Origin of the sequence: Marinobacter gelidimuriae (assembly GCF_000372805.1) — a bacterium.
GTDB lineage: Bacteria > Pseudomonadota > Gammaproteobacteria > Pseudomonadales > Oleiphilaceae > Marinobacter > Marinobacter gelidimuriae.
This window is the reverse complement of sequence record NZ_KB889941.1, coordinates 1-14,374: the sequence shown is the minus strand read 5'-3', so window position 1 is coordinate 14,374 and position 14,374 is coordinate 1. Positions and strand designations below refer to the sequence as shown.

The window sequence follows — 14,374 nt, the reverse complement described above, 5'->3', positions numbered from 1 at the left end:
TTTCAGCGCGTTAACGAGATCGCGAGCGCACGTCAGAGACCACAAAGCGCCCCCTAAAAACAGCCGCCGGCTCTTGCTGCGGTTGCAGCGTGGGTACGCCGCAAAAAATCTCGGCCGCTAGCTCCAACCGCGCACGGCCGTGGCGAGCCAGACTTTTCCGAAAGTGGTCTGGCATCTCGCCGTCTGGTAAACGGCACACGCTAAAGAAATCCCCATCCACCGGCGACTTGTATTCAATCGTGCCCGTTTGCACCACAACTGTGCCTTTCAACTGAAGGTCAGCCAGCGCCAGCTCAGCAACGCTCCAGGCGGCCGATACGCCAACGCCGTAGAGGCTGCCACCAAAGCCCGTGCCCTGGTGATTACTGTTGGGTGCAAGCGGAGCGCTCAACAACAATGCCGTGCCGTCCCATTCCAGCAATGTCAGGCCCATAGCCTTGGTTAATGGAATCTGCTGATTGATACGCTTTTGAAACTGCGCGAGGCGCGACATGCCATACTCCTGAAAACATGCTGCTGAAAACATGTTCCTGAAAAAAAGGAACGCCCCTATAACGGCATACCCACAAATAAACTTTGGTTTTTACAGAAAAGCCCGGCAATGGCCGGGCTTTTCACAAAATCACCGGTGATTAGTGCCAAACCACCGGTTTACGCTCGGCATACCAGCCTTCAACCTGGCTTTCGTAAGCCGCTTCAACCACGTTACGTTTAAGCTTAAGAGTAGGCGTTAGAAAACTGTTTTCGATCGACCACTCATCGGTAACCACCGCAATGAACGCCAGTTTCTCGTGTGGGTCCACCGCACGGTTTACCTGCTCGCGCAGGGTATTCAGCTCTGCTTCAACGGTTTTGCGCACCGCCGGGTCTGCCATCTGCGGCCGCAAATTTTCATTGAGCAGTACCAGTGCAAACGGATTGGTCTGATTGGCGCCGGAAACACACACCATCTCAATGCTTTGATTTGCCATCAACCGGTTTTCCAAAGCTGCCGGGGCAATGTACTTGCCTTTGCTGGTTTTGAACATCTCCTTGGTACGGCCAGTTAGCTTCAGGCGCCCCATCTCGTCCAGCTCGCCTTTGTCGCCGGTTTTCAAAAAGCCGTCTTCGCTCATGGTTTCGCGGGTGCGTTCTTCATCCTTAAAGTACCCCATCATAGTGGCCGGGCTTTTTACCAGAACTTCACCGTTGTCACCGATGCGCACTTCCACCCCGGGCAAGGCCTCGCCAACATAACCGATTCGCGAGCGCCCCGGTTTGTTCATGTGGGAATAGGCCAGGTTCTCGGACATGCCATAACCTTCCAGCAATTCCAGCCCAAGGTTGCGATACCAGCTCAGCACGTCATTAGAAAGCGGTGCAGACCCGCTGCCCGCCAGTTTCACCTTGCCAAGCCCCAGACCATTGAGAATCTTTTTCTTGATGACACCGCTGACCAGTGGAATTTTCAACAACAGATTGAGCTTTTTCTGCGGCATTTTCTTCAGTACGCCGTGCTGGAATTTCACCCACAGCCGGGGCACAGACAGGAAGAGCGTGAGCTGCGCGCGTTGCACATCGGCCACGAAAGTATCCATGAATTCAGCAAAGAACAGTTGAAAGCCGTTATACAGCGAGCCGAACTCCACAAAAGCGCGTTCAAACACGTGTGCCAGCGGCAAATAAGACAGCATACGCTCGTTTGATGAAAGCCCCAGAGTTTGAGTAGCACCTTCAGCAGCAAATGCCATGTTAGCAAAACTCAACATAACGCCTTTGGGCTGGCCGGTGCTACCAGACGTATACACCAACGTGGCCAATTCACCGGCTTCGCGCTTCACCTCGCCTTCCAGCGGCGCCGTGTCGCGAATAATGTCGTTCCAGGTCACAAAGTCCGTGGGCGGGCTGGAAGGAAACGAAATGCAGTGCATGGTTTCTGGCACACCGGGTTTCATCATGTCCCAGTCGTCCAGCTTGCCAACGAACAGGGCCTTGCACTCGGAGTGTTCAAGGATGTAGCCAACCGTGGTCGCGTTCAGCGTCGGGTAAATGGGCACAGACACATAGCCCGACATCCAGATTGCCCAGTCTGCCATCACCCAGTGGGCACAATTTTTCGAAATCAGCCCAATACTGCTGCCAGCGGGCAGATCCAGCGATTTCAGATACGCAGCCATGCGCCGGGCTTCGTCGGCTGCACGGCGCCAGGTAAACTCGTCAACCTGGCCGTTTCCTATCGGCTGGGTCAGGTATAAGGAGTCCCCGATGGTGGATTCCCAATGGTAAATCAAGTCGAGAGGTAGCTTATTCGTTGTTTTCATTTGATACCCTGCTCATTCAGTCCGATTGGAAAACAGCCTTTTAAACCTTGGCAGTCAGCGCTTATTGGTCTGTATATCACGATGACACATTACACCAACGTATGATGTCTTGAAATATGTGAGCCAAACATAAAATGCTATCAATATCCGCAATCGCCTGCCGGCCTTGTAACGCCCGCCAGACCGATGCAAAATCGCGCCGGGCTCCTTACCCCGCAAGCGCAAATCCTGTGGTAAACTTCCGCTCCTTGCACAGGCAAAGCAAAAAAAACCAACATGAAATCAGTTAACCGACTCGGAGATGGTTGTATGGCCAAGAGAATGTTGCGCACCCTAATTGGTGCATCCGTGCTTGCCGCTGCCAGTTTTGTTCAGGCCGCAGAGCTCCCTGTTGTTGCTATTACCCAGATTGTAGAACATCCCGCTCTGGACTCGGTCTATGAAGGCATAAAAGATGAACTGGCAGAGCGTGGCTATGTAGACGGCGACAACATTCGCATCATCCACGAAAGCGCTCAGGGCAACACCGGCATTGCCGCCCAGATTGCGCGTAAGTTTATAGGTGAAAGCCCGGCTGTTATCGTCGCCATCGCCACGCCGTCTGCGCAAACCGTTGCGGCCGCAGCCCGCAACATTCCGGTTGTATTTTCCGCGGTCACCGATCCGGTTGGCGCCAAGCTGGTGATATCACTGGATGCACCCGGCGCCAACATCACCGGCGTATCGGACATGCTGCCCATCGAGAAGCATCTGGATTTGCTGCAGCGCCTGGTACCAAACGCCAAGCGTATCGGCACGGTTTACAACCCGGGTGAAGCCAACGCCGTGGCCTTGGTAGACATGCTTGAAGAAAGCATGAAAGCCCGCGACATGGTGCTGGTAAAAGCCGCTGCCACCAAAACCTCCGAAGTGCTGGGCGCATCCCGTTCGCTGGTGGGCAAAGCAGATGCCATCTACCTGACCACCGATAACACCGTCATCAGCGCAGCAGAAGCCGTGATTTCTGTGGGTGAACGCTCAAAAATTCCGGTATTTGCCGCCGACACCGCCACGGTTTCCCGCGGAGCAGTTGCTGCGCTGGGCTTCAATTATTACAATCACGGTCGCCAGACCGGTGCCATGGTGGTACGCATTCTGGAAGGTGCTAACACCGCCGATATGCCGGTAGAAACCATGGACACCCTAGACCTGTTTGTTAATCCCGAAGCCGCCGCACGCATGGGCATGACCATTGCCGATGACATTATTGCGGAAGCCAAAAAAGTGGTTTCCAACGCCAAGTAAAGCCTGACTTACACGGGCAGGCGGTAACCAACCCGACCTGTCCGTTTTCTTTTACAGCGAACCTTATTCATGCTCAGTAACATTGCCTTTTATGGCGCATTAGAAACCGGCCTGATATACGGCCTGGTTGCCTTCGGAATCTACCTATCATTCCGTGTTCTGGACTTCCCCGACTTAACCGTAGACGGCAGCTTCCCCCTTGGCGCTGCCGTAGCCGCCATGCTGATTATTGCCGGCTGGAACCCTTGGCTGGCAACCGGTGCCGCGATACTGGCCGGCATGGCCGCCGGTGCCGTAACCGCCCTGCTCAACGTAAAGCTGAAAATTCTGAACCTGTTGGCGTCTATTCTGACCATGATTGCGCTCTATTCCATCAATCTGCGCATTATGGGCCGCCCCAACGTGGCACTGTTGATGGAAGACACCGTGCTAACGCCCTGGTACAAACTGGGGCTTGAATATTATCAGGTACCGGTGTTGCTGTTCACCCTCGTTATCGGTGTGTCGCTGTTTCTGCTTTGGCGTTTCATGAAATCTGAAACCGGGCTGGCCATGCGCGCCACCGGTGCTAACGCTCGCATGGCTAGGGCCCAGGGCATCGCGACTGGTGGCATGATTGTTCTGGGTGTGGCCGTATCCAACGGCCTGGTGGGCCTGGCCGGCGCACTGTTCGCCCAAAGCCAGGGCGCAGCCGACGTCACCATGGGCGTGGGCGTTATTGTGATCGGCCTGGCATCGCTGATTGGCGGTGAAGCGGTTATTACACCCACCAGCGTATTTCGTGCGTTGCTGGCCTGCGTGGTCGGCGCCATCATTTACCGCCTGGCCATCGCCTTCGCACTGAACGCCGATGCACTCGGCCTGAAAGCGCAAGACCTGAACCTGATCACCGCCGTTCTGGTCACCCTGGCCATTGTTCTGCCCGGTGCCCGCGTGTCACTGATGAACAAATTCAAACGCAGAAAGGCCTGAGGAGGCACCATGATTACCGCAACAGACCTCCGGCTGACCTTCGGCGAAGGCACCCCATTGGAAAACCCGGCTCTGCGTGGCATGAGCCTGACCGTCAACCAGGGCGAATTTGTCACCGTTATCGGCAGTAACGGCGCCGGAAAATCCACTTTTTTGAACGCCCTGGCCGGCGAAGTGCTGGTCGACAGTGGCAAAATTCTTGTCGATAACATCAACGTCACCAAGCTGCCCACCCACAAGCGCACCGGGCGCGTAGCGCGGGTATTTCAGGACCCTTTAGCAGGAACCTGTGAAGGCTTGTCGATTGAAGAAAACCTGGCCCTGGCCATCAAACGCGGCAAACGCCGCGGCCTGGGCACTGCGGTGAAAAAACAGTATCTGGAACGCTTTCGCTCCAGCCTGGCCACGCTGGGTTTGGGCCTGGAAAACCGCCTGACCGATAAAATGGGCCTTCTCTCTGGCGGCCAGCGCCAAGCCGTTAGCCTGTTGATGGCAAGCCTGACACCGTCCAGCATTCTACTGCTAGACGAGCACACCGCTGCGCTGGACCCAAAAACCGCGTCTTTCGTGCTGGAGCTGACCCAGAATATTATCGCTGAACAGAAACTCACCGCACTGATGGTCACCCACAGCATGAAGCAGGCGCTGGAAGTAGGCACCCGCACCGTGATGCTGCACCAGGGCGAAGTAGTGTTCGACATTGCAGGCAAAGACCGCGAAGGGCTGGAAGTAAAAGACCTACTCAACCTGTTTGAACAACAGCGCGGCCTAACCGTAGACGACGACAGCCTGCTGCTGAGCTAATCCCCCGTTACACGGCGCTAATCTGAAAAGACACAGCCGCCTCCAACACATTGAAGCCCTTTGGTTTTCAGTTTGTTGCGATTTTGCAAGCGCTTTTCCATTGATTTTAACCCTCATATTAGCCCGGGCCATAGCCGGGCTTTTCTTTTAAAAACACTACATCCTGTTATACTAAGGGTCGATCTGGCCTATATGTAGGACTACACACCAATCTGTTGTAGAAATACAGTCGTAGTCAGACACACGTTTCCAGCCCGGCGCTCAGCACGAGCGTCTGGCAAAAGCACTGATAAAGTAATGACATGGCGCACCGCACACGGCGACGCTTTTTTTCCCGACACACACAGTTCGAGGGCGGCAATGAACGCTAAAGCACAGGCATTAGTCACAACCATTCCGATGCAAGACGCATCACTCGACATCTGGAACAGCAAGTACCAGCTGAAAACCAAAACCGGCGACGCCGTCGACAAAGACATTCTGGCCACCTACGAGCGCGTAGCCCAGGCCCTGTCAGAAGTCGAAAACAAAGACCTGCGCGCCAAACACTACAAAGACTTCGCCTGGGCCCTGAAACACGGCGCCATTCCTGCCGGCCGCATTATTTCCAACGCGGGCGCACAGGCTCACAAGCCTGCCACCTCTACTATTAACTGCACCGTTAGTGGCAACATTAACGACTCCATGAACGACATTCTGGGGAAAAACCACGAAGCAGGCCTAACGCTTAAAGCCGGCTGTGGTATCGGTTATGAATTCTCTACCCTGCGCCCCCGCGGTGCCTACGTCGCCGGCGCCGGTGCCACCACATCCGGCCCGCTGTCGTTTATGGATATCTTCGACCGTATGTGCTTCACCGTGTCATCAGCCGGTGGCCGCCGCGGCGCTCAAATGGCTACGTTTGACATTCACCACCCAGACATCATCGACTTCATCCAGGCCAAGCGTGAAGATGGCCGCCTGCGCCAGTTCAACCTGTCGCTGCTGATCACCGAAGACTTCATCAACGCCGTACGTGACAACGCCGACTGGAGCCTGTCCTTCCCGGTGACCGATAAAGAAGTAGAAGAAGAAGGCCTGGACCTGACCAACCCGGCCCAGTTTGTATACCGTGACTTCCCGGTAGTAAAAGACTACGTGATGAACGCCGAAGGCAAAATAGCCTGCCGCATTTACCGCACCCTGAAAGCCCAGTTCATCTGGGACACCATCATGACCTCCACCTACGACTACGCCGAGCCAGGTTTCATCCTGATCGACAAAGTAAACCAGATGAACAACAACTGGTTCTGCGAGGACATTCGTGCCACCAACCCGTGCGTGACCAGTGACACCTGGGTTCAGACCAGCCAAGGCCCCCGCCAGGTCAGCGAGTTGATTGGCAAGCCCTTCACCGCCATGGTGGACGGTCAGGCCCACGAATCCGGCGCCGAAGGCTTCTTCAAAACCGCCGACAAAGAAACGATGGTGCTGAAAACTGCAGAAGGCTACGAACTCAAGCTGACAGCTGATCACCGTGTGCGCCGCGTGAGTGCTTTCACCCGCTATCGCACAGAAACCGAATGGTGTGCCGCTGGTGAACTACAACAGGGCGACCGCGTACTCCTTCAAGATCAGCGTAAGCTGGCCGACTGGGAAGGCACCCTGAATGAAGACCAGGGCTATTTACTGGGCTTGCTGGTCGGTGACGGCACTCTGAAGCAAGACAAAGCCGTTCTGTCGGTATGGCAACCCGCCATCGCCGTTAACGGCGGCCCGGCAGCCACCGGCCACAGCGCCATCATGCAGGCGGCTGAAACAGCCCTGCGCAGCCTGCCCCACCGTGCCGATTTTAACGGCTGGCAGCAAGTCAGCGGCCGTAACGAATACCGCATGAGCACCGCTGCCCTGAAACAGCTTGCACACGACGTGGGCATGAGCCCGGGTAATAATATTATTACCGCAAGTCTTGAAAAAGCATCTTCAGCGGCTTATCGCGGCTTCCTGCGGGGCTTTTTCGACGCCGACGGTTCTGTACAGGGCACCCAGCAAAAAGGCGTGAGTGTTCGCTTGGCACAGTCTGACCTGCAAAGATTGAAGGCAACCCAGCGCATGCTGTTACGCCTTGGCATCGTTGCCAGCATTTACGAAGACCGGCGCGCCGCCTCAACCGCTACCCTGCCGAACGGCAAAGGCGGACAACAGGCTTACCCCACCCAGCCCCAGCACGAACTGATCATAAGCGGAGAGAACCTTCGCCGCTTTGCTGATGAAGTGGGTTTTGCCGACACCGACAAACAGAGTCAGCTTGAAACGTCACTATCCAGCTACAAGCGGGAAATGAATCGTGAGCGCTTCGTAGCCCGTGTTACTGCTATAGAAACAGCGTCTGTCGAAGCCGTTTACGACGTGCAGGTTCCCGGTATCAATACCTTCGATGCCAACGGTTTTCACGCCCACAACTGCGGCGAACAACCCCTGCCCCCTTACGGCAGCTGCCTGCTGGGCTCGGTAAACCTGACCATGTTCGTGGACTACCCGTTCACCGACAAAGCCAGCTTCAACTATGAAAAGTACAAAAAAGTCGTCGGCATCTTCACCCGCATGCTAGACAACGTTGTGGAAATCAACGGCCTGCCGCTGGCACAGCAACGCCACGAAATTACCGACAAGCGCCGCCACGGCATGGGCATTCTGGGCCTGGGTTCTACCCTCGCCATGCTGCGTATGCCTTACGGTTCTGAAAAATCTGTGGTGTTCACCGAAGACGTCGTACGCGAAATGGCCGTAGAAGGCTGGCGCCAGTCCCTGGCCCTGGGCGAAGAAAAAGGCGCGGCGCCGATCATGGACGACGAGTTCGAAATCACCCCGAAAATGCTGGGCAAATGCCCGCAGCTGAAAGCCGACGGCTACAACCTGGGCGACAAGCTCAAAGGCCGCGTGCTGCACGCCAAGTACAGCCGCTACATGCAGCGCATCGCTGAAGTAGAACCGGAGCTGGTGGCACAGCTGGCAGAGAAAGGCGGCCGCTTTACCCACCACACCTCCATCGCGCCCACCGGTACTATCAGCTTGTCACTGGCCAACAACGCCAGTAACGGCATAGAGCCAAGCTTCTCGCACCATTACGCCCGCAACATCATTCGCGAAGGCCGTAAAACCAAAGAGAAAGTCGACGTGTTCTCCTTCGAGTTGCTGGCCTACCGCCACCTGAGCAACCCGGGCGCCATGCCGTTCTCGGACGACGCTGATAAAAAACTGCCGGATTACTTCACCACCTCGGATGACGTAACCCCGGCCCAGCACGTAGACATTCAGGCCGCGGCCCAGTTGTGGGTAGATTCGTCTATCTCCAAAACCGCTAACGTGCCTACAGACTTCGCCTACAAAGACTTCAAAGACATTTACATGTACGCCTTCGACAAAGGCCTGAAAGGTTGCACCACCTTCCGCTTCAACGCAGAAGCTTTCCAGGGCGTACTGGTTAAAGAATCCGATTTAGAAAACACCGTCTACGAATTCACCCTGGACGATGGCACCAAAGTAAAACTGAAGGGTAACGAACAGGTCGATTACGACGGCGAAATTCATTCCGCCGCCAACCTGTTTGATGCTCTGAAAGAAGGCACTTACGGAAAATATTGATCCGAAAACCGACACAGGAATACAGACATGCCAGTAAAAATCAGCAATAAAATCGTCGGTTATCGGGTAACCAAAGCCGACGAAAACAACCAGCCTGCGCCGGCTGTGGAAAGCACGCTCGTTAAGATGAACGAATACATCGAGCGGCCAGAATTTTTGTTGGGCACCACCTACAAAATCAAACCGCCGGTGGCGGAGCACGCAATGTACATTACGATTAATGACATTCTGCTGAACGTAGACACCGACCACGAAAGCCGCCAGCCCTACGAAGTGTTCATCAACTCCAAGTCGATGGAACACTTCCAGTGGGTCATCGCCCTCACCCGCGTCATCTCTGCGGTATTCCGCAAAGGCGGCGACCTGACCTTCCTGGTGGAAGAACTGCGTTCGGTATACGACCCCAACGGCGGCTACTTCAAAAAAGGCGGCGTGTTCATGCCCTCACTGGTCGCCGAAATCGGCGCCGTGATTGAAAAGCACCTCAAGGCCGTTGGCCTGCTGGAAAGCGAAGAAATGAGCGAAACCACCAAACGCATCCTCGCTGAAAAGCGCGCTGATTTTGAAGCCAACCAGAGCAAAGCCACCAACGACGACACGTCCGGTGACTTCCCACCCAACGCCACCACGTGTGGCAAGTGCAGCACCAAAGCGGTGATTGTGATGGATGGCTGTGCGACTTGTTTGAATTGTGGCGACAGTAAGTGTGGGTGATTTGGTAGATTGATGACGTGATAAAAAGGCTCGGGGTTTTGCTTCGGGCCTTTTTTAGATGGCAGCCGAGTATTTTTGGTAATCGAGTGGCAGCTTCGTTATTGCGTTGTGATATTACAAAGTTTGACGATGTTAGGCTGGTAATTGGCTGTTTTTGGGCTAATTTTATGAGTAAGTTGCTTGGAAACTGCGTAATCGTGATGGGTGAAAACGAAGATGTCAGATGATTCAATAATGAAGGGCGCGGCCCAATACGCTGTTATGCGTAAAAAGAGTTCGAGCTATGGAACAACAATTTAAAAATTGGCTTATAAAAAGGGGATACTCTGAAATTGGAGCGGCAAATAGCTATTCACGCGGTATTCCTCAAATATCAGATCATTACAGTCAAAACACCGGAGAAAAGCTAGATATATTCGCTATTACTGACCAAACCCAGATAAGCAAGATTGCCCATGACTATAGTCAATCTGGCAGGTTTTCATCTTTCGGCTATGAACAGCATGGGCGGTATCGAGCCGCCATTTCAAGGTATGCAGAATTTTTTGTTCATAAACACGAAATATCAACAGTAGACTCTGAAATTATTGATGATTCTTCTAACGAAAAAGAATCTGAAATAGCTCAAACAAATTTTGCATACGAAAGAGATTTACAAACAACTCTATGTGCTCAAATATCAGAACTATTTCCGGGTTACAAAATCTTTGGAGAGTCCAATCTTGGCGTTGAGTACTCGATAGGCGGGCGAAGAATAGATGTATTGCTAGAAAAAAATGATACTGGTGAACTCCTAGCCGTTGAGCTTAAATCCGGAGCCGCAGACTTTAAGGTCTTTGGTCAAATATCTATGTATCTAGGCTTACTAGAAACTCAATTCCCTGAAAGAAAAATATCAGGTGTTATTGTCGCTGGCTCCATCGAGGACAGCTTAAGGCAGGCTTGCTCAATTACTGACAAAATAGAGCTTAAAATATATAGAATGAGCATTGAACTTGAAAGCGCATAACAAGGCGCTGCTACGGAAATTTTACTCGCTGGCGCTCCTAAATTTCCGCAGAGCGCGGCGTTATGTGTAAAATTCAACAATCCAATCATATGGAGTAAATATGAGCTACAAAACAGAGCAAGAAAATTTTTGGTCAGGTGAGTTTGGTGACGAGTACATCGAAAGAAACCAGGGTGAAGCGAGCATCGCTTCAAATACTGCATTGTTTTCAAGAATATTAAATTCAACAAATTCTATCTCAAGTGTTATTGAGTTTGGTGCAAACATTGGTCTCAACCTTGAAGCAATAAAACGCCTATTGCCCAATGCAAAGCTTTCAGCAATAGAAATAAATGAAAAGGCAGTAAATCAACTAAATGAAATTGAAAACATCAAGGTCTACCATTCCTCAATTCTTGATTTCCAGCATGAAGGAGAAATAGATTTTGTTTTAATCAAAGGAGTGCTGATACATATCAATCCAAACGAATTAAAAAACGCCTATGAACTACTGCATAAAACCAGTAGAAAATACATTTGCATCGCCGAATATTACAATCCATCTCCTGTCGAGGTGAGATACCGTGGACACGAAGGGAAACTTTTTAAAAGAGATTTTGCCGGTGAAATCATGGATCAATTTCCCGACTTAAAACTTATTGATTACGGTTTTGTTTACCATAAAGATAATAACTTCCCACAAGATGATACAACATGGTTTTTGCTTGAGCAAGCAATAGAATATACACATAGCAAGGCGCTGCACTTGACCGTTATGTAACCTAAAAGGATGTTCCGTGATATTTCTATCTCATAATTATAACGATAAACCAGTTGTTGAACAGATTGCCATCAGACTTATGGAATTGTTTGGACAAGACAAAGTGTTTTATGATTCTTGGTCTATACAGCCGGGCGATGGAATAGTAGATAAGATGAATCAAGGGTTAGGGGACTGTGAACTTTTTCTGTTCTTTGTTTCTAAAAATAGCTTACAAAGTAAAATGGTTGAACTTGAATGGCAAAATGCAGTTTTTAAGGCTACTCAAGGCAAAACTAAAATAATTCCTGTTAAAATTGATGATTGCATGATGCCACCAATTTTAATGCAATCCTTATATATCGATTTATATGGTCAAGGACTTGAAATAGCTCTTAGACAATTAGTAGACGTTACATCGGGTAAAAACACTTTTCAAAAAGGCCCTCAAGAGTTTTCAAACTTACGTGCTTACACTTTTCAAGAGAATGGAAAAACATTCGTTGAATGTCATGCAGAGTTTTATCTAGAAGCAATTTCAAGCTTTTTAATTCTCACTCATAACTCGGAAAATGAAATTAACTTTAAGTGTTTGAGTAGCTCTATGACATATGGTGGCTTCCAACCGAATATAAAACTCAATGATGGTCAAGAATATAATGCGCAATCCGTTCGCATTGAAAGAAGCACAGCACCTGGCTTCCCATTTGTCATGGAATTAGAACCGAAAGATGGATCTCAAGTGAAACTAGTAGGTGTAATGCATGAGAAAAAACAAGGAGAGTTCAACATGATACCTATGGTTCAGGGTAAAAAGGTTACATAACAAGCAAATCAACTAGGACTAAAAACAGCTGGCCACTGCTCGTGCCTCGCTTATTTTGGCCAACAATTTTTAGCCTGTTATTTGGGCGTTAGAACAGCACAATAACGGAGCATTCTACTTTTTTAATTCGATAAACTACCAGAATTTACGGAGAATTTTATGCCAATTATAAAAAGCTACGCAGTTGGCGCGGGTGATATGTTCTACGTTCGCCATGGGAGTGATAACTTTACCATTATTGATTGTGACCTTTCTGATGAAAACCGGGATGAAATTATCCAGGAACTTAAAGACGAGAGTAAGGATAAAGGTATAAGACGGTTTATATGCACTCACCCAGATGAAGACCATTTTGGTGGAATTCACTGGCTTGACGACTCATTGCCAATCTACAACTTCTATGCCGTAAAGAATCAAGCTATTAAAGATAAGGATACCGAATCGTTCAAAAGATACTGCGAATTAAGAGATAGCGACAAGGCATTTTACATATATAAAGGATGTTCACGAAGGTGGATGAATATGGGGGACGATGAAAGAGGAAGTGCTGGCATCAATATCTTATGGCCAGATACGGATAATGAGCACTTTAAGGAAGCTCTAAGGGCATGCGATGCCGGTGAAAGTTACAATAATACTTCTGCTGTGGTTCGGTACAGCTTTTCTGGAGGAGCGAGTTTCCTTTGGCTTGGGGATCTTGAGACTCAGTTCATGGAAGATATCGTGGATGATATTGAATTGGAAAAAACAACTGTTGTTTTTGCGGCACACCATGGCAGGAATTCGGGGAAAATACCAAATTCTTGGCTCGAAAAGCTTGATCCTCAAGTTATTGTCATTGGCGAAGCTCCATCTCGTCATCTTAATTATTACACTGGATATGAAATACTTACCCAGAATAGAGCAGGTAATATAACGATGGAGTGTGTCGGAGATAAAATCCACTTTTATTCTTCGAAAAGTGACTACTCAAAGGATTTTCTTAATGCCGAAGGATGTGCAAGCTACCCCAACTACTTTGGCAGTCTTACTGTTGAGACAGAATATACGCTTTAGCAAGGTGTTTAAAAAATATGAGCGAGCTGTCAAAGTACTTCGATGAATATAGTTTCAACGCCAGAGTCAAACCAGCCTTATTTTTGGTTTTTCCAATATTTATATCTTTGCTGGTTCTTTTTGAGCCTGTAAGAACTTGGGAGGGGTCTGGCCTAACATTTCTTGTTGCCTTCGGTATTATCAACTTTGCGGCGAATCAAATGTCCTCAAAGGGAAACGAACTACAAGAAAATCTATTTAAAAAATGGGGTGGAGCGCCTACAACTATCATACTGAGACACTTTGACAACACCTTGGATAGCTTTACAAAATCCCGCTATATGGAAAAGCTGCGATTGGTTGTTCAAAACTTTAGTCCAACAACCTATGAATATGAAAGGCTGAATCCTGCAGAGGCAGACGCTCTTTATGCGTCAGCGTCAAACTACCTCAGGGAGCACACGCGGGACACTGCCAAGTATAATTTATTATTTAAAGAGAATATTTCCTACGGGTTTAGTAGAAATATTAGGTCATTTAAAATAATGGGTATATTCATAACTCTAGCATCCATTTTGGGAAGTTTACTTGCTATCTATTTTAGCTTTTTAGGTATTGAGAGTATTACGATTGGCAGTCTGGTTTCTGAAGTCCCATTTGAGTATGTTGGTCTCATCATCATTCACTTATCGATGCTATGGGCTTGGGTTTTCTTAGTGACAGAAAAGTGGGTAAGGACTAGAGCTTTTGCTTATGCAAAGAGGCTGTATTCCGCATGTGAGCAGATCAAAAGAGAGTGACAGGCATTGTGCAAGTCGCTCTAAAGTTTCTAATCGGGTAGCCGAGGGTATCTAACCCTCAGCCCCCACAACACCCTGCATGCGGGTCCGCACAGGGCGTTTCACTTAGGATAGTGAAGCTTGATCCAACCATCACGCAACGAATAAAGCCCCTCAGATTTCAAATATTTTAAAGACAATGCTTGATTGATCCCTGGAGTTTTAGCGCTACGCCATGGCCCTTTGCTGGTAATGCCACACGCAACGGCTGACTGCACATGCACACCT

12 protein-coding genes are annotated in these 14,374 nt (G+C 50.1%); 10 read left to right on the top strand and 2 right to left on the bottom strand.

What is annotated here, in order from left to right; all coding sequences use genetic code 11:
• Positions 1–10 precede the first annotated feature (10 nt).
• Entirely contained in the window at positions 11–493 is a 483-nt protein-coding gene (locus A3OI_RS0117285) for a thioesterase domain-containing protein (protein WP_018405484.1), read from the bottom strand.
• Positions 494–632: 139 nt separating this feature from the next.
• Positions 633–2,300, bottom strand: a complete 1,668-nt coding sequence (locus A3OI_RS0117280; protein WP_018405483.1) for an AMP-binding protein — start codon at positions 2,298–2,300, stop codon at positions 633–635.
• Positions 2,301–2,609: 309 nt separating this feature from the next.
• On the opposite strand from A3OI_RS0117280, the gene A3OI_RS0117275 reads away from it, so the two are divergent.
• From A3OI_RS0117275 to A3OI_RS0117230, 10 genes are all read left to right on the top strand, one after another.
• The gene (locus tag A3OI_RS0117275) at positions 2,610–3,584 is read left to right on the top strand and encodes an ABC transporter substrate-binding protein (RefSeq protein WP_018405482.1); all 975 of its coding nucleotides are present in this window, start codon (positions 2,610–2,612) and stop codon (positions 3,582–3,584) included.
• 69 nt (positions 3,585–3,653) lie between these two features.
• Entirely contained in the window at positions 3,654–4,556 is a 903-nt protein-coding gene (locus A3OI_RS0117270) for an ABC transporter permease (RefSeq protein ID WP_018405481.1), read from the top strand.
• Positions 4,557–4,565: 9 nt separating this feature from the next.
• Positions 4,566–5,360, top strand: coding sequence for an ABC transporter ATP-binding protein (locus A3OI_RS0117265; RefSeq protein ID WP_018405480.1), 795 nt, complete (start codon positions 4,566–4,568; stop codon positions 5,358–5,360).
• A gap of 297 nt (positions 5,361–5,657) precedes the next feature.
• Positions 5,658–8,984 carry an LAGLIDADG family homing endonuclease gene (locus A3OI_RS0117260; RefSeq protein WP_323806888.1) on the top strand — a complete coding sequence of 1,109 codons (3,327 nt, stop codon included), beginning with the start codon at positions 5,658–5,660 and terminating at the stop codon, positions 8,982–8,984.
• A 27-nt stretch (positions 8,985–9,011) separates the two neighbouring features.
• Positions 9,012–9,698, top strand: a complete 687-nt coding sequence (locus A3OI_RS0117255) for a TSCPD domain-containing protein (protein ID WP_018405478.1) — start codon at positions 9,012–9,014, stop codon at positions 9,696–9,698.
• A gap of 283 nt (positions 9,699–9,981) precedes the next feature.
• Complete coding sequence (locus A3OI_RS0117250) at positions 9,982–10,707, top strand: endonuclease NucS domain-containing protein (RefSeq protein WP_018405477.1); 726 nt, start codon at positions 9,982–9,984, stop codon at positions 10,705–10,707.
• A gap of 100 nt (positions 10,708–10,807) precedes the next feature.
• On the top strand, positions 10,808–11,467 hold the full coding sequence (locus tag A3OI_RS0117245) for a pseudaminic acid biosynthesis-associated methylase (protein WP_018405476.1): 660 nt from the start codon (positions 10,808–10,810) through the stop codon (positions 11,465–11,467).
• A 16-nt stretch (positions 11,468–11,483) separates the two neighbouring features.
• On the top strand, positions 11,484–12,272 hold the full coding sequence (locus tag A3OI_RS0117240; RefSeq protein ID WP_018405475.1) for a toll/interleukin-1 receptor domain-containing protein: 789 nt from the start codon (positions 11,484–11,486) through the stop codon (positions 12,270–12,272).
• Between the two features lie 159 nt (positions 12,273–12,431).
• Positions 12,432–13,328 carry a ComEC/Rec2 family competence protein gene (locus A3OI_RS0117235; protein ID WP_018405474.1) on the top strand — a complete coding sequence of 299 codons (897 nt, stop codon included), beginning with the start codon at positions 12,432–12,434 and terminating at the stop codon, positions 13,326–13,328.
• Between the two features lie 17 nt (positions 13,329–13,345).
• Positions 13,346–14,107: a hypothetical protein gene (locus A3OI_RS0117230; protein WP_018405473.1), complete on the top strand. Its 762-nt coding sequence runs from the start codon at positions 13,346–13,348 to the stop codon at positions 14,105–14,107.
• Positions 14,108–14,374: the final 267 nt, after the last annotated feature.

What these genes read in the sequence shown, in the direction of transcription:
- A3OI_RS0117285 (WP_018405484.1), bottom strand. Translation starts at nt 493, where the DNA reads ATGTCGCGCCTCGCGCAGTTTCAAAAGCGTATCAATCAGCAGATTCCA.
- A3OI_RS0117280 (WP_018405483.1), bottom strand. Translation starts at nt 2,300, where the DNA reads ATGAAAACAACGAATAAGCTACCTCTCGACTTGATTTACCATTGGGAA.
- A3OI_RS0117275 (WP_018405482.1), top strand. Translation starts at nt 2,610, where the DNA reads ATGGCCAAGAGAATGTTGCGCACCCTAATTGGTGCATCCGTGCTTGCC.
- A3OI_RS0117270 (WP_018405481.1), top strand. Translation starts at nt 3,654, where the DNA reads ATGCTCAGTAACATTGCCTTTTATGGCGCATTAGAAACCGGCCTGATA.
- A3OI_RS0117265 (WP_018405480.1), top strand. Translation starts at nt 4,566, where the DNA reads ATGATTACCGCAACAGACCTCCGGCTGACCTTCGGCGAAGGCACCCCA.
- A3OI_RS0117260 (WP_323806888.1), top strand. Translation starts at nt 5,658, where the DNA reads ATGACATGGCGCACCGCACACGGCGACGCTTTTTTTCCCGACACACAC.
- A3OI_RS0117255 (WP_018405478.1), top strand. Translation starts at nt 9,012, where the DNA reads ATGCCAGTAAAAATCAGCAATAAAATCGTCGGTTATCGGGTAACCAAA.
- A3OI_RS0117250 (WP_018405477.1), top strand. Translation starts at nt 9,982, where the DNA reads ATGGAACAACAATTTAAAAATTGGCTTATAAAAAGGGGATACTCTGAA.
- A3OI_RS0117245 (WP_018405476.1), top strand. Translation starts at nt 10,808, where the DNA reads ATGAGCTACAAAACAGAGCAAGAAAATTTTTGGTCAGGTGAGTTTGGT.
- A3OI_RS0117235 (WP_018405474.1), top strand. Translation starts at nt 12,432, where the DNA reads ATGCCAATTATAAAAAGCTACGCAGTTGGCGCGGGTGATATGTTCTAC.
- A3OI_RS0117230 (WP_018405473.1), top strand. Translation starts at nt 13,346, where the DNA reads ATGAGCGAGCTGTCAAAGTACTTCGATGAATATAGTTTCAACGCCAGA.